This window comes from Kribbella sp. NPDC058245 (assembly GCF_042882005.1).
Classification (GTDB): domain Bacteria; phylum Actinomycetota; class Actinomycetes; order Propionibacteriales; family Kribbellaceae; genus Kribbella.
In genome coordinates this window covers 120,816-146,117 of the sequence record NZ_JBHVWY010000009.1, presented here as the reverse complement: position 1 = coordinate 146,117, position 25,302 = coordinate 120,816, and the positions used below count along the sequence as shown (strand labels likewise).

Sequence of the window (25,302 nt, the reverse complement as noted above, 5' to 3'; positions counted from 1 at the left end):
CGGCGATGTCTGCCCGGAGCAAGGCCCGTAAACGGGCACTGGACGTCCTGTTCGAGTCCGAGGTCAGGGGGCTGCCGGTCGGCGGCACCCTGTCCGACCGGATCGAGGACAACGACCCGCCGGTGAACGAGTTCACCGTCGCACTGGTCGAGGGCGTCGCCAAGAACATCCACGCGATCGACGACCTGCTGTCGGCCCACTCGGTGGGTTGGTCGCTGGACCGGATGCCGGCCGTGGACCGCAACGTCCTGCGGATCGGTGCCTACGAGCTGCTGTACGACGACCAGGTCCCGGACGTGGTCGCGGTGAGCGAGGCAGTGGCGCTGGCGCGGGACCTGTCGACCGACGAGTCCCCGGCGTTCGTGAACGGGCTGCTGGCCCGGCTGCTGCAGCTGAAGCCGACGCTCGGCATCTGACCTGCAGGGTTGAGGGGGGCGAGCCCTCTGGCACTCCTCTTCGGTGGCCCGGTGACCGTCTCGGTACGGTCCCGGGCCGGCGCTTGCGTCCCCGTGGTGCTGGCGCGGGGGGAACGGCCCCGGCCTCGTTTCAGCAGGTGAGGTGTGAATCCTGCCGATGGTGGTGCTGGTACTGCGTTACTGCTGGGGTTGAGCGGGCTGGGCGGCCGTGGGCAAGCTGCTACGAGCCCCGACCGTCATCGCCGCTCAGGCGCCGGCAGCCTCGGTGGTGTCTTCGACGTCACCCTTCGCCTCGGGGTTCAGGACTCCCCAGGAGATGAAGCGCTCGGTCAGAGTCGTCGGCGACTCGTCGTAGATGACCGCCAGGGTGCGCATGTCGTCCTGACGGATCGACAGCACCTTGCCGTTGTAGTCGCCCCGCTGGGCCTGGATGGTGGCTGCGTACCGCGTCAACGGTCCGGCGTCGCCGGCGTCGAGGTGGTGCAGAGCCTCCAGGTCGAGGATCAGTCGCGGCGGAGCAGCGGCAGCCGCTGCGGCCTTGGCCGAACCCGGGAGCAGCTCGCCGACCGGGACGCCGTAGAAATCGGCGAGCTCGGCAAGCTTCTGGACGGTGACAGCACGGTCGCCACGCTCGTACGAGCCGACCACCACTGCCTTCCAGCGACCCTTGGACTTCTCTTCCACGCCATGCAGCGAGAGACCTTGCTGCTGGCGGATGGCGCGTAGCTTGCCACCCAGTGTCTTCGCGTATTCGCTCGGCACTTGGTTCTTCCCTCCGAACTCTTTCTTGTGGTCCGGACCGCTGGAAACGGGCCGGTCGGTGAAACCCCGCTCGGTTACACAGAGTAACAATATTCTGGGTCAGAGGCCAGAGTCAAGACGGCGTGTCACATCCGATACCATGTCAAGCGGTCCGAACGTCCTTTAAAGACCTGTCCCGAGAGGCAGGAAAGGAGGAACGGTAGCGATGAGCCCTGCCCCGGTACCCGTACCGCGCACAGTGCTGGATGCTTCCGACATTTCCCGGGCACTGACCCGGATCGCGCACGAGATTCTCGAGCGCAACCGTGGTGCCGACCCTGTCGTGCTCCTCGGTATCCCCACCCGCGGGGTGGGGCTGGCCGCCCGCATCTCCGAGCGGATCGCCGCGGTGGAGGGGCAGAGCGTGCCCACGGGGTCACTCGATGTGACCATGTACCGCGACGACATCGGCCTCAAACCGGCCCGTGCTCTCGAGCACACCGACATTCCGCCTGGCGGAATCGACGGCAAGGTCGTGGTCCTGGTGGACGACGTGCTGTTCTCCGGTCGGACGATCCGCGCCGCCCTGGACGCGATCGGCGACATCGGCCGTCCGAAGGCGGTCCAGTTGGCCGTCCTGGTCGACCGCGGTCACCGCGAACTGCCGATCCGCGCCGACTATGTGGGCAAGAACCTGCCCACCTCCCTGGTCGAGCGGGTGACCGTGCACCTGACCGAGTACGACGGCACCGACGCCGTACTGATCGCTGACAAAACCCCCGCAACGTCCGAAAACACGCCGACCACGACCGCGAGTCCTTCGGACGTCAGAGATGGGGTGAGGTCCTGATGCGGCATTTGCTGAGCGCGGGTGACCTGAGTCTGGATGAGGCTCAGCTGATCCTGGACACCGCCGAGGAGATGCGCTCGCTGGCGGACCGGCCGATCAAGAAGCTGCCGGCCCTGCGCGGCCGGACCGTGGTGAACCTCTTCTTCGAGGACTCCACCCGGACCCGGATCTCGTTCGAGGCGGCGGCCAAGCGGCTGTCGGCCGATGTGATCAACTTCTCCGCCAAGGGCTCGAGCGTCAGCAAGGGCGAGAGCCTGAAGGACACCGCGCTGACCCTGCAGGCGATGGGCGCCGACGGCGTCGTCTGCCGGCACGGCTCCTCCGGGGCGCCGCACCTGCTCGCGACCTCGGGCTGGATGACCGGCTCGGTCGTCAATGCGGGCGACGGGACGCACGAGCACCCGACGCAGGCCCTGCTGGACGCCTTCACGATGCGCCGCCACCTCGGCTCGCTGGACGGCCGCCGGATCACGATCGTCGGCGACGTACTGCACTCGCGGGTCGCCCGGTCCAACGTGTTGCTGCTGGCAACGCTCGGCGCCGAGGTCACCGTGGTCGCCCCGCCGACGCTGCTGCCGGTCGACATGTCGCTGTGGCCCTGTACGACGTCCTATGACTTCGACTCGGTCTTGGCCAAGAGCGACGCGGTGATGATGCTGCGCGTCCAGCGCGAGCGGATGGGGGAGGCGTTCTTCCCGAGCGCCCGGGAGTACACCCGCCGCTACGGACTCGATGTGCACCGGATGGCGCAACTGCCCGACGAGGCGATCGTGCTGCACCCCGGCCCGATGAACCGCGGCATGGAGATCAGCGCCGAGGTCGCCGACTCCACCCGCTCGGTGATCGTCGAACAGGTCACCAACGGCGTGGCCATCCGGATGGCCGTCCTTTATCTGCTGTTGTCAGGAAGCAACGAATCTTCTTCAGAGGAGCAGACTGCATGACCGCGTACTTGATCACCGGCGCCGGCATTGTGGGCGGTGAGGTGGCGGATCTGCTGATCGACAACGGGGAGATCGTTGCTGTCGGCACCGGGCTTGACGCGCCGGCCGATGCGGAGACGATCGACGCGAAGGGTTTGATCGCGCTGCCGGGGCTGGTCGACCTGCACACGCACCTGCGGGAGCCGGGCCGCGAGGACGCGGAGACCGTTCTCACCGGTACTCGCGCCGCCGCGCTCGGTGGATTCACCGCGGTCTTCGCGATGGCCAACACCGACCCGGTCGCCGACACCGCCGGTGTCGTCGAGCAGGTCTGGCGCCTCGGGCGCGAGGCCGGGTACGCCGACGTGTTCCCGATCGGCGCGGTCACCGTCGGCCGCCAGGGCACGCAGCTGGCCGAGCTCGGCGCGATGGCGGACTCGGCGGCTCGGGTCCGGGTCTTCTCCGACGACGGCGACTGCGTCTGGGACGCGGCGCTGATGCGGCGCGCCCTCGAGTACGTGAAGGCCTTCGGCGGCACCATCGCCCAGCACGCGCAGGAGCCGCGCCTGACCAAGGGCGCGCAGATGAACGAGGGAGCGCTCTCCGGCGTTCTCGGGCTGCAGGGCTGGCCGAGTGTCGCCGAAGAGGCGATCATCGCCCGCGACATCCTGCTCAACCACCACGTCGGCTCCAAGCTGCACATCTGCCACCTGTCCACCAAGGGTTCGGTCGACATCGTCCGGGCCGCCAAGAAGCGCGGGCTCGAGGTGACCGCCGAGGTCACCCCGCACCACCTGCTGCTGACCGAGGACCTGGCCAGCACCTACAACCCGGTCTTCAAGGTGAACCCGCCGCTGCGCACCAAGGAGGACGTGGAGGCGGTTCGCGAGGGCCTGGCCGACGGCACCATCGACATCGTCGCCACCGACCACGCGCCGCACCCGGTCGAGGACAAGGACTGCGAGTGGAGCGCGGCCGCGTTCGGCATGCTCGGCCTGGAGACCGCTCTCTCGGTCGTTCAGCACGCGATGGTCGACACCAAGCTGCTGACCTGGGCCGACGTCGCCGACCGGATGAGCTACCGCCCGGCCGCGATCGGCCAGATCAGCGACCACGGTCAGCCGCTCACGGCGGGCGCCCCGGCGAACGTCGTACTGGTGGATCCGGCCGCGCAGCGCGAGATCAAGTCGGCCGAGTCCGCGTCGCTGTCGCGGAACACGCCGTTCCACGGGATGACGCTGCCGGGCAAGGTGGTCGCGACGTTCCTCCGCGGCGAACCGACCGTCCTGAACGGCAGCGCAGTCAATAAAGAGGCTGCCAAGTGAAGACCTTCTTCGGCATTGCCGGCACGGTCTTGGTGATCGCTGCCGCGTACTACGGGATGTACCGGGGCTGGCGGAACCGCCAGGCCCGGCAGTCCGAGCTGGCGCCGCTGCCCGAGGTGCCCGTGCAAACTTCGGGGGACAAGACCCGCGGCGTGGAAGGCGTGTACGTCGCCACCACGTCGGCCGGCGACTGGATGGACCGGATCGCCGTGCACGAACTGGGCGTCCGCAGTACCGCGGACCTGGCCGTCAGCGAGGCCGGCCTGATCTTCCACCGGCAGGGCGCGGCGGATGTCTTCATCCCCGCCGGCCACCTGACCGCCGTCCGGACCGACCGTGGCATCGCCGGCAAGGTGACCGCGGAGAAGTCCGGTCTGGTGGTGGTCACCTGGAGCCACGACGGCAAGGAGCTGGACACCGGCTTCCGCCCCCGTCGCAAGGCCGACACCGCACCCCTGACCGAATCCATCGCGACCTTGATCGGAGCCGAGCAATCATGAGCCAGCCCGCACTCCTGGTCCTTGAGGACGGCCGGTCGTTCGCCGGTACGTCGTACGGGGCTACTGGCGAGACCTTCGGCGAGGCGGTGTTCACCACCGGGATGACCGGCTACCAGGAGACGCTGACCGACCCGTCCTACCACCGTCAGATCGTCACCCAGACGGCGCCGCACATCGGCAACACCGGGGTGAACGACGAGGACGACGAGTCGCACAAGATCTGGGTCGCCGGGTACGTCGTCCGCGACCCTGCCCGCGTGCCGTCCAACTGGCGCGCCACCCGCTCGCTCGACGACCAGCTGAAGTCGCAGGGCATCGTCGGCATCTCGGGGATCGACACCCGCGCGCTGACCCGGCACCTGCGCGAACGCGGCGCGATGCGGGCCGGGATCTCCACCTCGGTGCTCGACCCCGCGGAGCTCCTGGCGAAGGTGCTCGAGCAGCCCGCGATGGCCGGCGCCGATCTGGCCTCGGAGGTCACCACCTTCGAGCCGTACGTCGTTGCTGCCGAAGGGGAGAAGCGGTTCACCGTGGTCGCCCTCGACCTCGGGATCAAGGCGATGACACCGAAGCGGATGGCCGAGCGCGGCATCGAGGTGCACGTGCTGCCGGCCACGGCGACGCTCGAGGAGGTGCTGGCGGTGAACCCGGACGGCATCTTCATGAGCAACGGCCCCGGCGACCCCGAGACCACCGAGCATCCGACCACGCTGCTGAAGGCGCTACTGGAGCGCGGTACGCCGTACTTCGGGATCTGCTTCGGCAACCAGGTGTTCGGGCGCGCGCTCGGGCTGGGGACCTTCAAGCTCAAGTACGGGCACCGCGGGATCAACCAGCCGGTGCTCGATCGCGCCACCGGCAAGGTCGAGATCACCGCGCAGAACCACGGCTTCGCTGTGGACGCACCCCTTGAGGGGACGATCGAAACGCCGTACGGGCTGGCCGAGGTCAGCCACGTCTCGCTGAACGACAACGTCGTCGAAGGACTCAAGCTCACCGGTCATGACGGCCGGGTGCTCGCGTTCTCTGTGCAGTACCACCCCGAAGCCGCAGCAGGGCCGCACGATTCGGCGTACCTGTTCGATCGGTTCGTAGAGTTGATGGAGGGGCGGGCCTGATGCCACGTCGTACAGATATCGAGTCGGTCCTCGTCATCGGCTCCGGCCCGATCGTGATCGGCCAGGCCTGCGAGTTCGACTACTCCGGTACCCAGGCCTGCCGGGTACTGCGGGAGGAGGGGTTCCGGGTCATCCTGGTGAACTCCAACCCGGCCACGATCATGACGGACCCGGAGTTCGCCGACGCCACGTACGTCGAGCCGATCACCCCCGAGTACGTCGAGAAGGTGATCGAGAAGGAGCGCCCGAACGCGCTGCTCGCCACCCTGGGCGGCCAGACCGCGCTGAACGCGGCGATCGCGCTGCACGACAACGGCGTTCTGGAGAAGTACGGCGTGGAGCTGATCGGCGCGAGCGTCGACGCGATCCAGCGCGGTGAGAACCGGGAGTCGTTCAAGCACATCGTCGAGAAGCTCGGCGCCGAGACCGCGCGCTCGGTCATCTGCCACACGCTCGACGACGTGATGGGTGCGGCCGACGAACTCGGCTACCCGCTGGTGGTGCGGCCCTCGTTCACGATGGGCGGCGTCGGCTCCGGGATGGCCTACGACGAGTCCGGCCTGCGGCAGATCGCCGGGGCCGGCCTGCACGCGTCGCCGACCACCGAGGTGCTGATCGAGGAGTCGATCCTCGGGTGGAAGGAGTACGAGCTGGAGGTGATGCGCGACAAGGCCGACAACGTCGTGATCATCTGCTCGATCGAGAACGTCGACCCGATGGGTGTGCACACTGGTGACTCGGTCACGGTCGCGCCGGCGATGACGCTGACGGACCGCGAGTACCAGATCATGCGCGACCTCTCGATCGGCATCATCCGCGAGGTCGGCGTCGACACCGGCGGCTGCAACATCCAGTTCGCGGTGAACCCGGCCGACGGCCGGCTGATCGTGATCGAGATGAACCCGCGGGTGTCCCGCTCGTCGGCGCTGGCCTCGAAGGCGACCGGCTTCCCGATCGCGAAGATCGCCGCCAAGGTCGCCATCGGCTACACCCTCGACGAGATCCCGAACGACATCACCCAGCAGACCCCGGCGAGCTTCGAGCCGGTGCTGGACTACGTGGTGGTGAAGGTGCCGCGGTTCGCGTTCGAGAAGTTCCCGGCCGCGGACGCCACGCTGACCACGCACATGAAGAGCGTCGGCGAGGCGATGGCGATCGGCCGCAACTACACCGAGGCGCTGCAGAAGGCGCTGCGGTCGCTGGAGAAGCCGGAGGCCAGGTTCACCTGGGCCGGCGAACCCGCCAGCGACCTTCAACCGCTCCTCGAAGCGATCAGGACGCCGCAGGACGGCCGGCTGCGGATCATCATGGACGCGATCCGCGCCGGTGCGACGCCGGAGCAGATCTTCGACGCGACGAAGATCGACCCGTGGTTCGTGGACCAGATGTACCTGATCCACGAGACCGCTCTCCAGGTTGCCGCCGCGCCGCGGCTGACGCCCGACGTGATCAAGCTCGCGAAGCGGCACGGGTTCTCCGACCTGCAGCTGGCCGAGATCCGCGGGCTGACGGAGGACGTCGTACGGGGTGTCCGGCAGGCACTCGGGATCCGGCCGGTCTACAAGACGGTCGACACGTGTGCGGCCGAGTTCGCGGCCACGACGCCGTACCACTACTCGTCGTACGACGAGGAGAGCGAGGTCGCGCCGCGCACCGAACCCGCCGTCCTGATCCTCGGCTCCGGGCCGAACCGGATCGGGCAGGGCATCGAGTTCGACTACTCGTGTGTGCACGCGTCGATGGCGCTACGCGACGCCGGGTACTGCACGATCATGGTCAACTGCAACCCGGAGACGGTCTCGACCGACTACGACACCTCCGACCGGCTGTACTTCGAGCCGCTCACCTGCGAGGACGTCCTCGAGATCGTGTACGCCGAGATGCAGGCCGGCCCGGTCGCCGGAGTGATCGTCCAGTTGGGTGGTCAGACCCCGCTGGGGCTGGCGCAGCGGCTCGCGGACGCCGGGGTACCGATCGTCGGGACGTCGCCGGCTGCGATCCACCTGGCCGAGGAGCGGGGTGCGTTCGGCAAGGTCCTCGCGGCCGCCGGGTTGCCCGCGCCGAAGCACGGGATCGCGCTCTCTGCGGAGGAGGCGCACGGGGTTGCCGAGGAGATCGGGTTCCCGGTGCTCGTCCGGCCGTCGTACGTGCTCGGCGGGCGCGGGATGGAGATCGTCTACAGCCGCGACGAGCTTTCGGCCGCGCTGGAGCGGTTGGGTGGCGGTGAGGCCTTCGAGCACCCGGTGCTGGTCGACCGATTCCTCGACGACGCGGTCGAGATCGACGTCGACGGACTCTTCGACGGGACCGAGCTATTCCTGGGCGGCGTGATGGAGCACATCGAGGAGGCCGGGGTGCACTCGGGCGACTCGTCCTGCGCGCTGCCGCCGATCACGCTCGGGAACGCCGACATCGAGAAGATCCGGCAGTCGACCGAGGCGATCGCGCGCGGCGTCGGCGTACGGGGTCTGCTGAACGTGCAGTACGCGCTCGCCGGCGACGTGCTCTACGTGCTGGAGGCGAACCCGCGGGCCTCGCGGACGGTGCCGTTCGTGTCGAAGGCGACGGCCACACCGCTGGCCAAGGCCGCGGCCCGGGTGATGCTCGGAGCAACGATCGCCGAGTTGCGGGCCGAGGGCATGCTGCCGGCCGTTGGCGACGGCGGGACGTTGCCGCCGAACGCGCCGATCGCGGTGAAGGAAGCCGTGATGCCGTTCAACCGGTTCCGCACCATCGACGGCCGGTCGGTGGACACCGTGCTCGGGCCGGAGATGCGCTCGACCGGTGAGGTGATGGGCTTCGACGACACCTTCGGGATCGCCTTCGCCAAGTCGCAGGCCGGGGCGTCGCAGCCGCTGCCGGGCTCGGGCAAGGTGTTCGTGTCGGTGGCCAACCGGGACAAACGGCACATGATCTTCCCGGTGAAGCGGCTGGCCGATCTGGGCTTCCAGATCTACGCGACCGAAGGTACGGCGGATGTGCTGCGCCGCAACGGGGTCGACGCCGTGACGGTTCGCAAGAGCAGCCAGGGGCCGGGGCCGAACGGTGAACCGACGATCGTGCAGATGGTCCAGGACGGTGAGCTGAACCTGATCGTCAACACGCCGATCGGGATCACGCAGGGTGGCTCGCCACGGCTGGACGGGTACGAGATCCGCTCGGCGGCGGTGGCGCGCAACATCCCGTGCATCACCACGGTGCAGGGGCTCGCGGCCGCCGTACAGGGGATCGAGGCGCAGCGGACCGGGAACATCGGAGTGCGCTCTCTGCAGGACTGGGTGCCGCGGATCCGCGGTGAGCGGGCCACCGACCGTGGCTAGTCTTTACGGCAAGGTCCTGCGCCCGGTGCTGTACCGGCTGGGCAAGGGTGATGCGGAGATCGCGCACGAGCAGACGCTGCACGGCCTGCGTCGGCTCGGGCGCGTTCCCGGCGCGGTGAGCGCTCTCTCGCGATCTTTCGGGGCGATCCCGGCCTCGGCGGCACGGACGGTCTTCGGGATTCGGTTCCCGGGGCCGGTCGGGCTGGCGGCGGGGATGGACAAGAACGGGATCGCGTTGCCGGCCTGGCGGGCGCTCGGGTTCGGGTTCGTCGAGGTCGGCACGGTGACCGCGCAGCCGCAGCCGGGGAACGAGAAACCGCGGCTGTTCCGGCTGGTCGAGGACGAGGCCGTCATCAACCGGATGGGGTTCAACAACCTCGGTTCGGCGGCGCTGGCCGAGCGGTTGTCGGCGTACGGGCCGCTCGGGTACCCGCTGGGTGTCTCGATCGGCAAGTCGAAGGTGACGCCACTGGACCAGGCGGTCGACGACTACGTGATGTCGCTGCGCCGGCTCTACCAGTACGGCGACTACTTCGCGGTCAATGTGTCGTCGCCGAACACGCCGGGATTGCGCTCTCTCCAGGACTCCGGACAGCTCCGTGAACTCCTCACCGCGCTGTCCGACGAAGCGGTTGCCCTAGGCAATGGAACCGCCAAGCCGGTGCTGGTGAAGATCGCGCCGGACCTCACTCCCTCGGCGATCGACGAACTGCTGCAGGTCTGCACGGACGTCGGCGTCGCGGGGATCATCGCCACCAACACCACCATCGGCCGGCCGGGGGTCGAGTCACATCCGCTGGCTAGCGAGGCCGGTGGGTTGTCCGGACGGCCACTGACCGAGATCGCGGCCAAGACGGTCGCGCACATCCACGCGGAAACCGGGGGAGCGCTCCCCGTGATCGGGGTCGGCGGAATCGTGGACCCGGACGACGCCGTACGGCTGCTGGATGCCGGGGCCAGCTTGGTGCAGGTCTACTCGGGCCTGATCTACCGCGGTCCTGGCTTGATTCGCCAGATCAACAGGAGCCAGATCAATCGGAGACTGCCATGAACTTGGAGACGGACATGAGGAACGAACCCTTCGGCACCCGGCTCCGGGCTGCCATGGACGCGCGCGGACCGCTCTGCCTCGGCATCGACCCGCACCAGCACCTGCTCGACCTGTGGGGCCTGCCGGACACCGCTGAGGGCCTTGCGTCCTTCACCTACGGCATCGTCGACGCACTAGCCGACCGGGTCGCGGTGTTCAAGCCGCAGTCGGCGTTCTTCGAGCGGTTCGGGTCGGCCGGGATCGCCGTCCTCGAGCAGGCGACGATCCGGCTGCGTGAGGCCGGCGCGCTGGTGATCATCGACGCCAAGCGCGGCGACATCGGTACGACGATGGCCGGCTACGCGGCGGCGTACCTGGCCGAGAAGGGGCCGCTGGCGTGTGACGCGCTGACGGTCAGCCCCTACCTCGGCTTCGGTTCGTTGCAGCCGGCGATCGACGAGGCCCGGGCCGCGGGTGCGGGCCTGTTCGTGCTCGCGCTCACCTCGAACCCGGAGGGACCGCAGTTCCAGTCGGCGCGGACTGTTGACGGGCCGACGGTGGCGGGTGCGGTGCTGGACGGGCTGCGTGGGCTGAACGATGCCGACGGTTCCTCGTTCGGGTCGTTCGGTGCAGTGGTCGGCGCGACGATCGGGCAGACCGACGAGGACCTGGACATTCGCGGTCCGCTGCTCGCGCCGGGTCTCGGCGCGCAGGGCGGCACGGTCGAGGGGCTGGCCGCGATCTTCGGTGCGGCCGCGCGCAACGTCGTACCGTCGAGCACCCGGGAGATCCTGTCGGCCGGGCCGAGCGCGGCCGGTCTGCAGGAGGCAGCCGATCGGGCCAACGACTCGTACCGAACCGGCCTGGGCTACTGACAGAACGCCGTAATTCACGGTAGAATTTCCTTTGTGGAAAGGGCGCGATGAATTTCGCGCCCTTTCTGTATTTCTCTTGAATTCCCCGGCCCGGGCATGCGATCTTTCTCGGCATGGGGATTTCGGGACTGGAATTGTGCCGGCGGTTCTACGCCGAGGTGGTCGGCCCGCTGATCGACGTACCGCACAGTGCGGCGTTGATCGGGCGCGGGTCGGAGGTGCTCGGGTTCGACGACGACATGTCGCCGGACCACAACTGCGAGGCGCGGGTCGTGCTGTTCGTCGAGGACGCCGCCTGGTCGCCGCCTGAGGTGCCGGGGGAGTTCCTCGGCCGCACGACACTGCTCGAGGTGCACACGCTGGAAGCGTTCTTCACCCAGCAGCTCGGATTCGATCCGTCGGCGGGGCTCGCCGTCCAGGATTGGTTCACCATTCCGGAGCAGCATTTACTGATCCTGACCGCGGGTGAGGTCTTTCATGATGACCTCGGTCTGCAGGCTGTGCGGGACCGGTTGGCGTATTACCCCGACGACGTCTGGCGCTATCTGATGATCGCGGCCTGGTGGCGCGTGCATCCGGAGATGAACCTGGCCGGCCGCGCCGGATACGTCGGTGACGAACTCGGATCGGCGCTGATCGGAGCACACCTCGTCGACGGGCTGATGCGCGTGTGTTTCCTGATCGAGCGCCAGTACGCGCCGTACGCGAAATGGTTCGGTACGGCGTTCGCCCGGCTCGCGTGTGGACCCGAACTTCTCCCGATCCTGTGCGCCGTGGTCCAGGCCGACGGTTGGCAGGACCGGGAGAAGGCGCTGATGGCTGCCTACGAGGCGGTCGGCACGCTCCACAACGAGCGCGGCATCACGGCGCCGGTCGAGCTGGGCATCGAGCAGATGTGGAACCGGCCGTTCAAAGTCGTCTGGGGAGATTTCCCGAGAGCGCTCTCCGACCGGATCTCGGATCCCGAGGTGCGCGCCATCGCCGACCGCTGGCCGGTCGGTGGGATCGAGCGCGTCCGCGACCAGTTCTGGAAGCCGGCCGATCGCCTCAAGGTTGCTGCCTTCTTCGGTTAACCACCCGGGTTCGCTCCGATGCGGCCGGTCCGGTACGGCGGGGTGGTTGCTCGCCGATCCGAATGCGGCCGGCCACGTGGGCGTTCGGTTGCGCGCCGCTGCGGCCGATTGACAGTGACGGGTGGCTGGGCCCGGCGCGTGGCTGAGGGGGATGGTTCCGTCGGCGACCACGGTGGCCGTTGCCTGAGCTTCCGGGCTTCGGTTGCCGCCGGTAACAACGAGGCCTGAAAAGTGACCCATCGTGGCGAACGCTCCCGCCCAGGCCCTCGCCCCCCTCCGCATCTGATGGGTTCACCCACGAGCTTGTGGGTTCTGCACCCGCATGCGAGTCCAAAACCCACAACCTCATGGGTTAACCCATCAGATGGCCGGGGCCGAGGTTGCCTGAGGTGCTCCCGCGCCGGCTAACCCTCGCGACCCCTCGCTAATTGGTGGATCTTCGTCACCGAGTCCCCAAAACTCACCAACTAACGCGACCGACCCCACAATTCGGTCCGGCTGCGCGTTATCAGTGACTTTTTCGGCGCATGGACCCGAAAAGTTCACCGATAACGCGAAACATGCCCCGCGCCGGTCGTCCAGTTCGCTGGGTGGAACGTTGTGTCCACATGGCGACCAGAACCGTCTACTCGGCGCAGATCTTGGACCCCAGCCACAACCCGGAAGCCCAAACAACGGCCACCGTGGTCACCGACCGAACCATCCCCCTCAGCCAGGCACCCACGCGAGCCACCCGCCACTGTAAATCGGCCGCAGCGGCGAGCAACCACAAACGCACGCCCCCGGCCGCAGTCGGATCGGCGAGCAACCACCCCGCCGTACCAGCCCGGCCGCATCAGGGGTGCTCGCCAGGCCGAGGGGACGTTAGGCGTACAGGGAGGTGAGGAGATCGACGGCTGCTTGGGTGGCGGGGTGGGGGTCGTGGCGGTGCCAGATGAGGTGGACGTCGACCGGGGGAGCGTCGCGGACGCGGCGGTAGACGATGCCGTCGCGGCGGTACTGCGTGGTGGTGGCTTGGGCGGTCACGCCGATGCAGCGGCCGGATGCGATCGCCGTGAGCCAGTCGTCCACTTCCTGGATGTGTTCGATCCGCGGGCGGGCGTTTTCGGGCCACAGGTCGATCGTCGTGCTGCCGGTACGGCGGTCGATGACGAGGACCCGGTCACGTAGCTGGTCGAGGGTGACCGTGCGTTTGCGGGTCAACGGGTCGTCGGCGGGGAGGACGGCGTACCGGTCCTCTTGCGCGATGGTGATGTGGGCGAAGCGGCGCAGGTCGAGATGGGCCCGGACAACGGCGAGGTCGCAGAGCCCTTCGGCCAGTCCGCCGGTGGCGGTGTTGGTGCGGACGAGTTGGAGTTCGATGCCGGGGTGCTCAGCCGCCCACCGGCGCTGGAACTCGGCCGTGTGCCGCCCCAGCGCCGACCAGGCGTGACCCAGCCGCAACCGGGTGTGCCCACTTGTTGCCTCGCGCACTAATTCCTCGACGTCGGTGAGCAGTTGCCGGGCTCGCGCCAGCACGCGGATGCCGGCGCTCGTGGGCGTCACCGAGCGGCTGGTGCGATGAAGGAGCCGGACCCCGAGCCGCTCTTCCAGCGAGAGCACATTCCGCGAGACCGCCGCCTGGCTGATCCCCAACTCGATCCCCGCGTCGGTGAACGTGCCCGCGTCGACCACGGCGACCAGGCACCGCAGTTGTCGCAGCTCCACATCCATAACCACAGCGTATAGATCCACGGGCCGCCGCATTTTGCGGATCGCTGTGCTGAGCGCACGCTCGCAGCATGCGTACCCCGCCCGGGTCGAACACCCCGACCGAATCCGACTCCCGCCTGTCCGGAGTCCTGCTGATGCTGACCAGTGGCCTGTCGAGCCAGGTCGGCGCCTCGGTGGCTGCCCAGGCCTTCCCCGTGATCGGCCCGGTCGGCGTCGTGGCGATCCGGCAGTGGATGGCCGGGGTCGTACTGCTCGCGGTCGGACGGCCGCGACTCCGGCAGATCACCGCGCGCCAATGGCGACCCGTCCTCGCGCTGGCTCTCGTCTTCGCGGTCATGAACGTCTCGCTCTACACCGCGATCGATCGGGTTGGTCTCGGCCTCGCTGTCACGCTGGAGTTCCTCGGCCCGCTCGCGGTCGCGCTGCTCGGTTCACGGCGGGTGATCGATCTGGTGTGCGCGCTGGCCGCGGCTCCCGCCGTACTGGTGCTGACTCGTCCGCAGGCGACCACCGACTACCTCGGCGTCGCGTTCGGACTACTCGCTGCCGTCTGCTGGGCCTGCTACATCCTGCTGAACCGCACGGTGGGCCGTGAGCTCCCCGGTGCGACCGGCTCGGCGGCCGCGGCAGCCGTGTCCGGACTGGCCTACGTGCCGGTCGGGGCAGTCGTCCTCTACCACCACCCGCCGACGCTCGCAGCCGTCGCGTACGCCCTCACAGCCGGCGTCCTGTCCTCGGCCGTCCCGTTCCTGGTCGACGTCCTCGCGCTGCGGAGGGTCCCCGCACAGTTCTTCGGGGTCTTCATGAGCATCAACCCCGTGCTCGCTGCCTTCGTCGGGTACGTCGTCCTGCACCAGCAGCTCGCCGTACCGGACTGGATCGCGATCGCGGTGATCGTCGCCACGAATGTCGTCGCCGTCTCGGCCGGGCGACGACGCACCACCGCACGGCCCGGTTCCGACTCGGGACTGCGACCTTCTTCACGGCGCGCCGTGGGGGTGGGCTGACCCCGCGGTTCGGGAGGGTGGTGGTGACGGGGAGCGATGGGTTCTCCGCACGGAACAGCGAAGGATTGCGATGCGGAAGCTGGGAGCCCTCGCGGCGGCAGTGACGATGAGCGCGGTCGCGTTGACGGCGTGTTCGGGCGGTGACTACTGCGGCGATCTGAAGGCGTATGCCCAGTCGGCGAAGGGGCTCGACGTCAAGAACCCTGATCAGGTCGCCAAGGCACGCAAGAACGCCGAGAAGGTCGCGAAGTCGGCGCCGTCGGACCTGAAGGACGACTGGGCCGTGCTGCTGAACTACGCCAAGAAGGCCGAGGAGGCCAAGGGCGACACCGCCAAGCTGTCCGAGCTCGCCAAGTCCGAGGGCAGCAAGATGGGCACCGCCTCCACCGCGATCTCCCAGCAGGCCAAGGACACCTGCAAGCTGGACCTCGAGAACCCGTAACGGTGTCGGAAAGTATTCGTTTCCGATCGTTTGGTCACGGCCGGTAGCTTCTGGGTATGCGAACCATCGCCACGGCCGTGACCCTGCTCGCAACGACCGCCCTGCTGACCTCGTGCACCGAGGAGCAGGCGTACTGCGTGGACCTCGCCGGGTACGCCGCCAGCGCCACTGGCGTCGACCCGACCAAGGCGGCCGACTACGTGAAGATCCTGGACGACGCCAAGAAGCTCCAGGAGTCCGCGCCGGCCGATGTGAAGGACGACTGGGGAGTCGTCGTGACGTTCGCCGAGAAGGCGCAGAAGGCCGGTTCGGACCGGGTCGAGCTGGCCCGGCTGAGCAAGCAGACGGGCACCGTGCTGACGGCGTACAAGGCGATCACCACGCACGCGAAGGACGCCTGCAAGGTCGACCTTCCGGCGCTCAACTGACGGCGTGCCGTGATCGGGTCCTGTGGGTGGCCGGAGCCGTGTTAGGTTCCCTTGCGAAGCCATACAACGGGACAGGTGAAACGGTGCCACTTCCTTCTTTGACCCCGGAGCAGCGAGCGGCGGCTCTGGACAAGGCCGCGGCGGCGCGGCGCGAGCGAGCCGAGATCAAGAACCGGATCCGGCACTCGGGAGCGTCTCCGACGGAGGTGCTCCACGAGGGGCAGACCAACGACGTGATCGGCAAGATGCGGGTCAGCGCCCTGCTGCAGTGCGTCCCCGGCGTGGGCAAGGTGCGCGCCCAGCAGATCATGGAGCGCGCCGGAATCTCCGAGACGCGGCGGGTCCGCGGCCTCGGGTCGAACCAGATCGCCGCGCTGATGCGCGAATTCGCCGAGTGAGCCGCACCGAAACCCTGGCCGGCTCGTTGGACACTGGTGTGACGATGACCATGGACTCCGAGAACCTGAGCCAGGACCCGACCCCCGCCGGTGACGGGCCCGGCCCGGCGCGGCTGACCGTGCTGGCCGGACCGACCGCGGTCGGCAAGGGCACGGTCGCGACCGACATCCGGGAGCGGTTCCCCGACATCTGGATCTCGGTCTCGGCGACCACCCGCAAGCCGCGCCCGAACGAGGTGCACGGCGTGCACTACCTGTTCGTCTCCGACGCGGAGTTCGACCGGATGATCGCCGCCGGTGAGCTGCTCGAATGGGCGGTCGTGCACAAGGCCGCCCGGTACGGGACGCCCAAGCAGCCGGTGCTGGACAAGCTGGCCGAGGGCCGCCCGGCGCTGCTCGAGATCGACCTGCAGGGCGCGCGGCAGGTGCGGGAAACGATGCCGGAGGCGCACTTCGTCTTCCTGGCCCCGCCGTCGTGGGACGAGTTGGTACGGCGCCTGGTCGGTCGCGGGACCGAAACGGCTGAGGAGCGGGAGCGTAGGCTGGAGACGGCGACGCTGGAACTGGCCGCCGAGAAGGAGTTCGACGTCACGATCGTGAACGCCTCGGTTCGGGAAGCCTCCGATCACTTGGTAAAGTTGATTCGATCACCCCATATCTCTGGAAAGAGCTGAACTTGTCTGGCACCCAGCCTGTCGTTGCCATCGGTATCACCTCTCCGCCGATCGACGACCTGCTCACCCACACCGACTCCAAGTACAAGCTGGTTCTGTACTCGGCCAAGCGTGCGCGGCAGATCAACGCCTACTACTCCCAGCTCGGCGAGGGCCTGCTGGAGTACGTCGGTCCGCTGGTCGAGACCCACGTCCAGGAGAAGCCGCTCTCGATCGCGATGCGCGAGATCAACGAGGGCGTCCTGACCTGCACGGACATCGACCCCGAGGCCGAGGCGGAAGCCGCGGCCGCGGAGAAGACCGCCTAACTCACTACGCGATGACACCGGTGATCGGAGCCGACCATGTCCGTTTCCGGTGACATGCACCCCTTGACCCCCGGCGAGGCTACCGCCCCGGGGGTTTCAGGCGTGCCCAAGGTCAAGCCGAATGTCGTCCTCGGCGTCGGCGGCGGGATCGCGGCGTACAAGGTCTGCGATCTGCTGCGACGGCTGACCGAGTCGGGCCACAGCGTCCGGGTGGTGCCGACCGCGGCCGCGCTGGAGTTCGTCGGGGCCGCGACCTGGGCCGCGCTGTCCGGGCAGCCGGTCACCGCGGATCCGTTCGACAACGTGCAGGAAGTGCCGCATGTGCGGATCGGGAAGGCGGCCGAGCTGGTCGTCGTCGCGCCGGCCACGGCCAACCTGATCGCCAAGGCCGCGCACGGTCTGGCCGACGACCTGCTCACCAACACGCTGCTGACGGCGCGCTGCCCGATCCTGTTCGCGGCCGCGATGCACACCGAGATGTGGGAGCACCCGGCCACCCAGGCCAACGTCGCGACTCTGCGTTCGCGCGGCATCACCGTGCTCGAACCGGCGGTCGGCCGGCTCACCGGTGCCGACACCGGCCGCGGCCGGCTGCCCGAACCCTCGGAGATCTTCGCGATCAGCCAGCTGATGCTCGCCGACGAAGCGGCCCGTGCGGCAGGCCAGTCGGTCGCCGATCTGACCGGCAAGCACGTCCTGATCAGCGCCGGCGGCACCCGTGAGCACCTCGACCCGGTCCGCTACCTCGGCAACTCGTCATCCGGCAAGCAGGGTTACGCGCTGGCCCGGATCGCGGCCGCCCGCGGCGCCAAGGTCACTCTGGTCGCGGCCAACTCCGAGCTCGCCGACCCCGCCGGCGTCCAGGTCGTCCCCGTCACCAGCACCCGCGACTTGTACGACGAGATCATCGGCCGCGCCGCTGATGCCGACGCGATCGTGATGGCGGCCGCGCCGGCTGACTTCCGCCCGGCAGATGTGGCCGAGCACAAGATCAAGAAGACCGCGGACGGTTCAGTCCCTGCGGTCACGCTGGTACAGAACCCGGACATCCTGGCGACAGTCGCGCACGACCGCCGCCGTACCGGCCAGGTGATCGTCGGGTTCGCCGCCGAGACCGGCGACGCGGAGCACTCGGTGCTTGAGCTCGGCCGGGCCAAGCTCGAGCGCAAGGGCTGCGACCTGCTGGTCGTGAACGACGTCTCCGGCGGCAAGGTCTTCGGCAGCGACAACAACGAAGCGGTCATCCTGGATCGCTCGGGGAGCGCTCTCCCCGTGCCCTCCGGCAGCAAGGACGCGTTGGCCGGCGTGATCTGGAATCTCGTCGCCACCCACTGGTCCTGAACGAGGCCTTCTGCCCGGCTCGACGATCTAGGCTTGCACCATGGTTTCTGAGCCGCCACTCCCTGAACCGCCCGCTGTCCCCGCGCCGGTGGAACTGCGCGCGTCGGATGCTGATCGAGAGCGGATCGCCGACATCCTGCGGGACGCGTTGGCCGAAGGCCGGCTCCAGCTGGTCGAGTTCGAGTCGCGGCTCGAGGATGCGCACTCGGCTCGCACGCACGCCGAACTCGAGCAGCTCGTCTACGATCTGCCGGTCCACGTCCAGCCGGCGGCGGCCGTCGTACCGGCCGATGACCGGATCGGTGGCCGGCCGACCTCGGGGACCGGGATCGCGATCATGGGCGGCTTCGAGCGCAAGGGTGCCTGGACGATCGCCCGTCAGTTCACCGCCACAGCGTTCTGGGGCGGCGGCAAGATCGACCTGCGGGAGGCGAACTTCGAGGCGCCGGTGACCGTGATCCGGGCGTTCGCGGTGATGGGCGGGATCAGCGTGATCGTGCCGCCGGAGGTCGACCTGGAGGTGCGCGGCGTCGGCATCATGGGCGGCTTCGACCACAGTGCGACAGGCATCGGTACGCCGGGCGCTCCGCGCGTCGTGGTGACCGGGTTCTCGTTCTGGGGCGGTGTCGAGGTCGAGCGCAAGGTGACCAAGGCCGAGCGCCGCAGGCTCAAGGACGAGCGCAAAGCGCAACGCGAACTGGAGAAGCAGGCAGAGGACGATTCCTGACCGCTACTCCACCTAGGGTTTCGGCCATGGAGATCTCCTGGCCGGCGGTGGTGGCACGGCGGATGCGACGGCACTGTCTGACCGAACCCGCGGCGAGTCCGGTCGACGCCGTACGAGCTATGTGTGGAGCGCACGCTCAGGTTCTCGCGGCCGGTGAGACCTCGGTGGCGCTGCGGGTGGCGGGCGCTACTCGCGAGACCGTACAGAACGACGCCGGTCTGGTGAAGACCTTCGGTCCGCGCGGAACCGTGCACCTGCTGCCGGTCGAGGATCTGCCGATGTGGACGGGAGCGCTCTCCGCGTTACCCGCCGGGCAGCAGCCGCCGGAGATCATGCGGATGACGCTCAGCCAGCAGTCCGAGGTGATCGCAGCAATCGGGGAAGCGCTCTCTGACACAGAGCTCACGGTCGAGGAACTGTCGGTCGAGGTGGTCCGCCGTACCGGATCGTGGGCAGGAGACCTGGTGATGCCCGCGTTCCAGACGTGGTGGCCGCGCTGGCGGCAGATGATCCCGGCGGCGGCCAACGCGGGCGTGCTCTGCTACGGCACGAACCGCGGCCGGGCGACGACGTACACGACTCCGCAGCGGCGTGGTCCCTTCGTGCCGATGAACGGCGAGAGAGCGCTCACTGCGTTGCTCCACAGCTATCTGTTCGCCTACGGGCCCGCCACCCCGCAGCAGTTCGCGCGCTGGATCAGGACCACGCCGACCGTGGTGAAGCCGTACTTCGAGGGACTCCCGGAGACCGAGTTCGGCTTCGTCGCGCCCGGCGACGAGGAGTTCGCCGAGGAGCCGGGAGAGAGCGTGCACCTGCTGCCGTACTTCGACGCGTACGGCGTCGGCTGCTTCCCGCGTGAGCTCGTCTTCCCCGGGAAGGTGTTCGGGCGTGCCACCAATCGAGGGCAGGCGGGCAACTACCCGCTGCTGCTGATCGACGGTTCGGTCGCCGGTGTCTGGCACCAGAAGAAGAGCGGCCGCACCCTACAGATCACCGTCGAGCCGCTGGTCCGGCTGAACCGCTCGCGACGGGCCGCGCTGGCCGCCGCAGCGGCCCGAACAGCGACGATCCATGGCAGTAAGGCCACCCTTACAGTGGGCGAGATCACGGTCGGACCGCACGCCTGAGACCGCGCGGTCGTCTGATATATGGACATCGATCCCGGGATTTGGACAGATTCGGAGCGTCCCCGGGACTCTGCGCGGATTGGCTGGCATACTCGCCGAAGATGCATCGCCAACCGTCGGTGCATGGGGGGATCGCGGGGCCGCGGGAGCGGCCGCGTGGCACAAAGGAACCGAGGGAGAACTGTGGCGAGCCGCCTTTTCACGTCCGAGTCGGTGACCGAAGGTCATCCGGACAAGATCGCTGACCAGATCAGCGACTCCATTCTCGACGCGCTGCTGACGGCGGACCCGAAGAGCCGCGTCGCGGTCGAGACACTCGTCACGACCGGTCTGGTCGTGGTGGCCGGCGAGGTGACCACGTCGGCGTACGTCGACATCCCCGGGATCGTGCGCAAGCGCATCCTGGAGATCGGCTACGACTCGTCGCTGAAGGGGTTCGACGGCGCGTCCTGTGGGGTGTCGGTCGCGATCGGCAGCCAGTCGCCGGACATCGCGCAGGGGGTCGACACGGCGTACGAGACGCGCTCGGACGCGTCGAAGGACGAGCTGGACCTGCAGGGGGCAGGCGACCAGGGTTTGATGTTCGGCTACGCGTCCAACGAGACGCCGGAGCTGATGCCGCTGCCGATCACCATCGCGCACCGGCTGTCCGCACGGCTGACCGAGGTCCGCAAGGACGGCACGCTGGCCTACCTGCGCCCGGACGGCAAGACCCAGGTCACGGTCGAGTACGACGGTGACAAGGCGGTCCGGATCGACACCGTGGTGGTCTCCAGCCAGCACGCCGCCGACATCAACCTCGAGTCGATGCTGTCGCCGGACATCAAGAAGCACGTCGTCGACCCGGTGCTCGAGCAGTTCGACATCGACGCGACCAACTACAAGCTGCTGGTGAACCCGACCGGCCGCTTCGAGGTCGGCGGCCCGATGGGTGACGCCGGCCTGACCGGCCGCAAGATCATCATCGACACCTACGGCGGCATGGCCCGTCACGGCGGTGGCGCGTTCTCCGGCAAGGACCCGTCGAAGGTCGACCGTTCCGCGGCGTACGCGATGCGCTGGGTGGCCAAGAACATCGTCGCGGCCGGGCTGGCCGACCGTGTCGAGTGCCAGGTCGCGTACGCGATCGGCAAGGCCGCGCCGGTCGGCTTCTACGTCGACACGTTCGGGACCGAGAAGATCCCGGTCGAGCAGATCGCCGCCGCCGTGGCCGAGGTCTTCGACCTGCGCCCGGCCGCGATCATCCGCGACCTGGACCTGCTCCGCCCGATCTACGCCCAGACCGCCGCGAACGGCCACTTCGGCCGCACCGGCGAGGACTTCACCTGGGAGCGCACCGACCGCGTCGAGGCCCTCAAGGCCGCGGTCAGCAAGTAGGTACGACGTACCGCTCGGCCCGGCTGCCCTTCGGGGGAGCCGGGCCGTTGGTTTATCCACAGGCTGGGGGCGGCGTGCGACGGAGTGTCGGTCGGGCCGACTAGCATTTGCCGGTGACATCGGACCCGCCGGAGCAACTGACGCTGCTGCGGGACACTGTGCGCAAATCCCGGACGAAGGAACCCGCCGGGATCACGTCGTCGTTGCCGGTGGCCCGGATCGCGGTCGACCTCTCGCTCCCGCATCTGGACCGGCCGTTCGACTACCTCGTCGCCGACGACCTGGCCGACGCGGCTCAGCCTGGCGCCCGGGTGAAGGTGCGGTTCGCCGGCAAGGACCTGGACGGGTTCGTCCTGGAGCGACTGGCCGAGTCCGACCACGACGGCAAGCTCTCCCGGATCCGCAAGGTCGTCTCACCCGAGCAGGTGCTGACGCCTGAGGTCGCCGACCTGTGCCGTGCGGTCGCCGACCGGTACGCCGGTGTCCTGGCTGACGTCACCCGTCTGGCGGTCCCGCCCCGGCACGCCAAGGTCGAGGCCGAGCCGTTGCGCTGCGACCAGCCCCCGCGGCCGCCCGCGTCCACGTCGCGTTCGGAATGGTCGCCGTACCCGCCGGGCTTTCTCGACGCGCTCGCCCGTGCGGAGACGCCGCGCGCGGTCTGGACCGCTGTACCGGGGGCTGACTGGCCGCTCGCCTTCGCCCAAGCTGCCGCGGTGTGTTCGGCGGCCGGCCGGGGTGCGTTGCTGCTGGCGCCCGATGCGCGTGATCTTGAGCGGCTCGCAGCAGCCTGTACGGCGGTGCTCGGGGAGGGCGGGTTCGTCGTGTTGTCGGCCGATCTCGGGCCGACCGCGCGATACCGGGCGTTCCTGGCTGCACTGCGAGGGAATGCGCGGGTGGTGATCGGGACGCGGGCCGCGGCCTTCGCGCCGGTCGCGAACCTGGGGCTCGTGGCAATGTGGGACGACGGTGACGACTCGTACGCCGAGCAGCGCGCACCGTACCCGCATGCTCGTGAAGTGCTGTTGTTGCGGGCGTTCAAGCAGAGCTGTGCGGCGTTGTTCGGCGGGTTCGCGCGGTCGGCCGAAGCGGCGGCGGTGATCGAGTCGGGGTTCGCGGCGGAGCTGATCGCGGACCGCACGGCGATCCGGGCCGCGGCCCCAGAGGTGCACATCACCGGGGAGTCGGATCACGAACTAGCCCGCGACCCAGCCGCCCGGGCGGCGCGAATCCCACACCGGGCCTTCGAGATCGCGCGTGAAGGGCTGAAGACGGGGCCGGTGCTGATCCAGGTGCCCCGCGCCGGGTATCTGCCGAGCCTGGTCTGCCAGACGTGTCGTGCGCCGTCTCGCTGTGCGACGTGTGCCGGGACACTGCGTCGTACCGGTGGTTCGGGCCCACCGAGCTGCAGCATCTGCGGCCGCCCCGCCGCAGACCACCGCTGCCCGGAGTGCGGCGACACCCGGATGCGCGCCGCCGTCGTCGGCGCACTCCGCACGGCGGAGGAGCTGGGCCGCGCGTTTCCCGGCATCGTCGTACGGACGTCGGGCAGCGAGCACATGCTCGACCACATCTCGGGCCAGCCAGCTCTGATCGTCACCACGCCAGGCGCCGAACCAGTTGCCGAAGGCGGCTACACCGCGGCGCTCCTGATGGACACCTGGCTGATGCTGTCGCGCCCCGATCTCCGCGCCCCGGAGGAAGCCGTCCGCCGCTGGCTCAACGCAGCCGCCCTCGTCCGTCCGGCGCGCGACGGCGGCCAGGTCATCCTGGTCGGCGATCCGTCCGACATCCCTCTCCAGGCGATCGTCCGCTGGAGCCCCGAAGGGTTCGCTACCCGCGAGATCGAAGAACGCCGTACGGCGCGCCTCGCGCCCGCCGCCAAACTCGCGGAACTCACGGGACCCTCAGCAGCGGTCACCGACCTCATCGACCGCCTTCGCCCCCTGCTGCCCGCCACTGCCGGACTCGAAGTCCTGGGCCCGGTCGAGGTCGACGACGAGACCGTCCGAGCGATCGTCCGCACCCCTCGAGTTGCGGGCCCTCAACTGGCCAGGGCCCTCAAGGAAGCCCAAGCCGCCCGCACCACCAAGAAAAACCCCGGCTCCGTCCGCATCCAGGTCGATCCCCCAAGCTTCGGCTAACCCAGCCTCCCCCCGGCAGATGCACTTGTGCATCCCGGAGACCAGAAGTGGTGGCCTGAGACCTGGTGTATCAGGGTTCCGGCCGTCACTTGCTGTCTCCGGCCACCAGTTGTGGCTTGGCGGTGGTTGTGGTCGCTGGAGACGAGAAGTGGTGGCGTGAGACCTGGTGTATCGGGGTTCCGGCCGTCATTTGCTGTCTCCGGCCACCACATGTGGCTTGGCGGTGGTTGTGGTCGCTGGAGACGAGAAGTGGTGGCGTGAGACCTGGTGTATCGGGGTTCCGGCCGTCACTTGCTGCCTCCGGCCACCAGTTGTGGCTGGGACAAGGGCACCGCGGTTGGAGGCGCTGTACCGGCAGCTCGAAGGGGTGGCAATCGTTCTCGACCAAGGTCACGCGGTGGCGGCCAGGGGGCTGGCGGCGGCGAGGAGTTGGGTGCCTAGGCGCGTGCGGTGGTAGAGGACGGCTCGGCCGTCGCGGCGCGAGTCGACCAGGCCGGCGTTGCGGAGGATGCTCAGGTGGACGCTGAGGGTGGGGGCGGAGACGCCTAGCTGGTGGGCCAGGTGGGTGGTCGACATCGGCAGGTCCAGGTGGCTGACGATGGCGGCTCGGGTACGTCCGACGAGGTCGGCGAGCGGGGAGTCGGTGGTGTCCTGGCGGTCCTCCCACAGCCGGCCGAGGCCGCGCGGCGGGTAGGTGATCGTCGGGACGTGCGGCGCCCCGGTCACTGGCAACGCAGCCGGCCAGGTAAAGACGCACGGCACCAGCAGAACGCCTTGCCCGGCAAGGGGTTCGCCGTCGCAGCAGTACGGCCGGTCGATCTCGATCGTGTCCCCGTGGAACCGGACCGCCGGATGCAGATTGCGGAACAGCCGCTCGATCCCGCCGCTGGCCAGCTCGTCCAGGCGGAACGCGAGATCCTCCTGCAGCAGCGCCCGCATCCGTCGCCAGTCGGGCTCGATTGCGCGCCGGAAGTACGACGAGAGCGCCGCCGTGATCTCGGAGACCGCTCTCTCCGGATCTCTGATCAGCGGCAGCACCAGCGGATGCGGGTTGTCGACGTACAGGGTGTGGAGCTCGCGCGCCACCAGATCATGCGGCGTCGCCGCGATCGCGGCGAGGCCGGACTCGAGGCTGGTGGAGCGGCGCGGGGGAGCGGGCGTCATGAAGTCGGGGATGTAGCCGACCGGCGGAATGAGGGCCCTGAGCAACGTCAGGTCCGGACCCTCGATGATCGGCCGGACCTTTTGCAGCCACGGTCCGTGCACACTGCGTGCCGTGTTGTTGCTCAGCGCCCGGACGCTCGTGACCGCTTCCCAGATCGGCGAGAGCGCGAACCGGATCCGGCCCACGTCGCCCGCGTTCAGCCTCAGCGTGATCACGAGATCATCGTAGAGCGCTCTCGGGCCGGCCGACAGGATTAGCCCTGAGACTAATCATCGACAGTGAC

The 25,302-nt window shown here is 68.8% G+C and carries 24 protein-coding genes; 21 read left to right on the top strand and 3 right to left on the bottom strand.

The window, feature by feature from the left end:
• Positions 1 to 5: 5 nt before the first annotated feature.
• Positions 6 to 416 (top strand): transcription antitermination factor NusB, encoded by a 411-nt coding sequence (gene nusB / locus ACFVWG_RS22065; protein ID WP_391545227.1) that lies wholly within the window; start codon positions 6 to 8, stop codon positions 414 to 416.
• A gap of 246 nt (positions 417 to 662) precedes the next feature.
• Here the strand turns inward: nusB and ACFVWG_RS22060 are convergent, their stop codons facing one another.
• Positions 663 to 1,178 (bottom strand): transcriptional regulator, encoded by a 516-nt coding sequence (locus ACFVWG_RS22060; protein WP_391545226.1) that lies wholly within the window; start codon positions 1,176 to 1,178, stop codon positions 663 to 665.
• Positions 1,179 to 1,383: 205 nt separating this feature from the next.
• Between ACFVWG_RS22060 and pyrR the strand changes: the two genes are divergently transcribed.
• The 9 genes from pyrR (at position 1,384) to ACFVWG_RS22015 (ending at position 12,171) form a co-directional block, all read left to right on the top strand.
• The gene (pyrR, locus tag ACFVWG_RS22055; protein ID WP_391545225.1) at positions 1,384 to 2,007 is read left to right on the top strand and encodes a bifunctional pyr operon transcriptional regulator/uracil phosphoribosyltransferase PyrR; all 624 of its coding nucleotides are present in this window, start codon (positions 1,384 to 1,386) and stop codon (positions 2,005 to 2,007) included.
• Entirely contained in the window at positions 2,007 to 2,951 is a 945-nt protein-coding gene (locus tag ACFVWG_RS22050) for an aspartate carbamoyltransferase catalytic subunit (protein WP_391545224.1), read from the top strand. Before pyrR ends, ACFVWG_RS22050 begins: the two co-directional genes overlap by 1 nt.
• Positions 2,948 to 4,255 (top strand): dihydroorotase, encoded by a 1,308-nt coding sequence (locus ACFVWG_RS22045; protein ID WP_391545223.1) that lies wholly within the window; start codon positions 2,948 to 2,950, stop codon positions 4,253 to 4,255. The genes ACFVWG_RS22050 and ACFVWG_RS22045 overlap by 4 nt, the downstream gene beginning before the upstream one ends.
• Positions 4,252 to 4,755 carry a hypothetical protein gene (locus ACFVWG_RS22040; RefSeq protein ID WP_391545222.1) on the top strand — a complete coding sequence of 168 codons (504 nt, stop codon included), beginning with the start codon at positions 4,252 to 4,254 and terminating at the stop codon, positions 4,753 to 4,755. Before ACFVWG_RS22045 ends, ACFVWG_RS22040 begins: the two co-directional genes overlap by 4 nt.
• The gene (gene carA / locus ACFVWG_RS22035; RefSeq protein WP_391545221.1) at positions 4,752 to 5,873 is read left to right on the top strand and encodes a glutamine-hydrolyzing carbamoyl-phosphate synthase small subunit; all 1,122 of its coding nucleotides are present in this window, start codon (positions 4,752 to 4,754) and stop codon (positions 5,871 to 5,873) included. The genes ACFVWG_RS22040 and carA overlap by 4 nt, the downstream gene beginning before the upstream one ends.
• Entirely contained in the window at positions 5,873 to 9,193 is a 3,321-nt protein-coding gene (gene carB / locus ACFVWG_RS22030; protein ID WP_391545220.1) for a carbamoyl-phosphate synthase large subunit, read from the top strand. The genes carA and carB overlap by 1 nt, the downstream gene beginning before the upstream one ends.
• A complete protein-coding gene (locus tag ACFVWG_RS22025) occupies positions 9,186 to 10,244 on the top strand; it encodes a quinone-dependent dihydroorotate dehydrogenase (RefSeq protein ID WP_391545219.1) in 1,059 nt (352 codons plus the stop codon). Before carB ends, ACFVWG_RS22025 begins: the two co-directional genes overlap by 8 nt.
• 14 nt (positions 10,245 to 10,258) lie before the next feature.
• Positions 10,259 to 11,098, top strand: coding sequence for an orotidine-5'-phosphate decarboxylase (pyrF, locus tag ACFVWG_RS22020; protein WP_391545218.1), 840 nt, complete (start codon positions 10,259 to 10,261; stop codon positions 11,096 to 11,098).
• A 113-nt stretch (positions 11,099 to 11,211) separates the two neighbouring features.
• Positions 11,212 to 12,171 carry a DUF4037 domain-containing protein gene (locus ACFVWG_RS22015; RefSeq protein ID WP_391545217.1) on the top strand — a complete coding sequence of 320 codons (960 nt, stop codon included), beginning with the start codon at positions 11,212 to 11,214 and terminating at the stop codon, positions 12,169 to 12,171.
• An 864-nt stretch (positions 12,172 to 13,035) separates the two neighbouring features.
• Here the strand turns inward: ACFVWG_RS22015 and ACFVWG_RS22010 are convergent.
• Complete coding sequence (locus ACFVWG_RS22010) at positions 13,036 to 13,884, bottom strand: LysR family transcriptional regulator (protein WP_391545216.1); 849 nt, start codon at positions 13,882 to 13,884, stop codon at positions 13,036 to 13,038.
• Positions 13,885 to 13,952: 68 nt separating this feature from the next.
• On the opposite strand from ACFVWG_RS22010, the gene ACFVWG_RS22005 reads away from it, so the two are divergent.
• The 11 genes from ACFVWG_RS22005 (at position 13,953) to ACFVWG_RS21955 (ending at position 23,854) form a co-directional block, all read left to right on the top strand.
• Positions 13,953 to 14,891 (top strand): DMT family transporter, encoded by a 939-nt coding sequence (locus tag ACFVWG_RS22005; protein WP_391545215.1) that lies wholly within the window; start codon positions 13,953 to 13,955, stop codon positions 14,889 to 14,891.
• 70 nt (positions 14,892 to 14,961) lie between these two features.
• Entirely contained in the window at positions 14,962 to 15,333 is a 372-nt protein-coding gene (locus ACFVWG_RS22000) for a hypothetical protein (protein ID WP_391545214.1), read from the top strand.
• A 56-nt stretch (positions 15,334 to 15,389) separates the two neighbouring features.
• Positions 15,390 to 15,761 carry a hypothetical protein gene (locus tag ACFVWG_RS21995; RefSeq protein WP_391545213.1) on the top strand — a complete coding sequence of 124 codons (372 nt, stop codon included), beginning with the start codon at positions 15,390 to 15,392 and terminating at the stop codon, positions 15,759 to 15,761.
• Between the two features lie 83 nt (positions 15,762 to 15,844).
• On the top strand, positions 15,845 to 16,159 hold the full coding sequence (mihF, locus tag ACFVWG_RS21990) for an integration host factor, actinobacterial type (protein WP_391545212.1): 315 nt from the start codon (positions 15,845 to 15,847) through the stop codon (positions 16,157 to 16,159).
• Positions 16,160 to 16,209: 50 nt separating this feature from the next.
• Positions 16,210 to 16,833, top strand: coding sequence for a guanylate kinase (gene gmk, locus ACFVWG_RS21985; protein WP_391545404.1), 624 nt, complete (start codon positions 16,210 to 16,212; stop codon positions 16,831 to 16,833).
• 2 nt (positions 16,834 to 16,835) lie between these two features.
• Positions 16,836 to 17,141, top strand: coding sequence for a DNA-directed RNA polymerase subunit omega (gene rpoZ / locus ACFVWG_RS21980; RefSeq protein ID WP_391545211.1), 306 nt, complete (start codon positions 16,836 to 16,838; stop codon positions 17,139 to 17,141).
• A 102-nt stretch (positions 17,142 to 17,243) separates the two neighbouring features.
• The gene (coaBC, locus tag ACFVWG_RS21975) at positions 17,244 to 18,482 is read left to right on the top strand and encodes a bifunctional phosphopantothenoylcysteine decarboxylase/phosphopantothenate--cysteine ligase CoaBC (protein ID WP_391545210.1); all 1,239 of its coding nucleotides are present in this window, start codon (positions 17,244 to 17,246) and stop codon (positions 18,480 to 18,482) included.
• 40 nt (positions 18,483 to 18,522) lie between these two features.
• On the top strand, positions 18,523 to 19,209 hold the full coding sequence (locus tag ACFVWG_RS21970) for a DUF1707 domain-containing protein (RefSeq protein ID WP_391545209.1): 687 nt from the start codon (positions 18,523 to 18,525) through the stop codon (positions 19,207 to 19,209).
• A 26-nt stretch (positions 19,210 to 19,235) separates the two neighbouring features.
• Entirely contained in the window at positions 19,236 to 20,336 is a 1,101-nt protein-coding gene (locus tag ACFVWG_RS21965) for a winged helix DNA-binding domain-containing protein (RefSeq protein WP_391545208.1), read from the top strand.
• 183 nt (positions 20,337 to 20,519) lie between these two features.
• Positions 20,520 to 21,713 (top strand): methionine adenosyltransferase, encoded by a 1,194-nt coding sequence (gene metK / locus ACFVWG_RS21960; RefSeq protein WP_391545207.1) that lies wholly within the window; start codon positions 20,520 to 20,522, stop codon positions 21,711 to 21,713.
• Between the two features lie 113 nt (positions 21,714 to 21,826).
• The gene (locus ACFVWG_RS21955; protein ID WP_391545206.1) at positions 21,827 to 23,854 is read left to right on the top strand and encodes a primosomal protein N'; all 2,028 of its coding nucleotides are present in this window, start codon (positions 21,827 to 21,829) and stop codon (positions 23,852 to 23,854) included.
• 390 nt (positions 23,855 to 24,244) lie between these two features.
• Here the strand turns inward: ACFVWG_RS21955 and ACFVWG_RS21950 are convergent, their stop codons facing one another.
• Positions 24,245 to 25,234 (bottom strand): ArsR/SmtB family transcription factor, encoded by a 990-nt coding sequence (locus tag ACFVWG_RS21950; RefSeq protein WP_391545205.1) that lies wholly within the window; start codon positions 25,232 to 25,234, stop codon positions 24,245 to 24,247.
• Positions 25,235 to 25,302 lie beyond the last annotated feature (68 nt).

Coding starts and splice junctions, on each gene's coding strand:
- carA (WP_391545221.1), top strand. CDS start 4,752: ATGAGCCAGCCCGCACTCCTGGTCCTTGAGGACGGCCGGTCGTTCGCC.
- ACFVWG_RS21965 (WP_391545208.1), top strand. CDS start 19,236: ATGGAGATCTCCTGGCCGGCGGTGGTGGCACGGCGGATGCGACGGCAC.
- pyrR (WP_391545225.1), top strand. CDS start 1,384: ATGAGCCCTGCCCCGGTACCCGTACCGCGCACAGTGCTGGATGCTTCC.
- ACFVWG_RS22015 (WP_391545217.1), top strand. CDS start 11,212: ATGGGGATTTCGGGACTGGAATTGTGCCGGCGGTTCTACGCCGAGGTG.
- ACFVWG_RS22010 (WP_391545216.1), bottom strand. CDS start 13,884: ATGGATGTGGAGCTGCGACAACTGCGGTGCCTGGTCGCCGTGGTCGAC.
- ACFVWG_RS22005 (WP_391545215.1), top strand. CDS start 13,953: ATGCGTACCCCGCCCGGGTCGAACACCCCGACCGAATCCGACTCCCGC.
- ACFVWG_RS22045 (WP_391545223.1), top strand. CDS start 2,948: ATGACCGCGTACTTGATCACCGGCGCCGGCATTGTGGGCGGTGAGGTG.
- nusB (WP_391545227.1), top strand. CDS start 6: ATGTCTGCCCGGAGCAAGGCCCGTAAACGGGCACTGGACGTCCTGTTC.
- pyrF (WP_391545218.1), top strand. CDS start 10,259: ATGAGGAACGAACCCTTCGGCACCCGGCTCCGGGCTGCCATGGACGCG.
- ACFVWG_RS21970 (WP_391545209.1), top strand. CDS start 18,523: ATGGTTTCTGAGCCGCCACTCCCTGAACCGCCCGCTGTCCCCGCGCCG.
- ACFVWG_RS21995 (WP_391545213.1), top strand. CDS start 15,390: ATGCGAACCATCGCCACGGCCGTGACCCTGCTCGCAACGACCGCCCTG.
- ACFVWG_RS22000 (WP_391545214.1), top strand. CDS start 14,962: ATGCGGAAGCTGGGAGCCCTCGCGGCGGCAGTGACGATGAGCGCGGTC.
- ACFVWG_RS22050 (WP_391545224.1), top strand. CDS start 2,007: ATGCGGCATTTGCTGAGCGCGGGTGACCTGAGTCTGGATGAGGCTCAG.
- carB (WP_391545220.1), top strand. CDS start 5,873: ATGCCACGTCGTACAGATATCGAGTCGGTCCTCGTCATCGGCTCCGGC.
- gmk (WP_391545404.1), top strand. CDS start 16,210: ATGGACTCCGAGAACCTGAGCCAGGACCCGACCCCCGCCGGTGACGGG.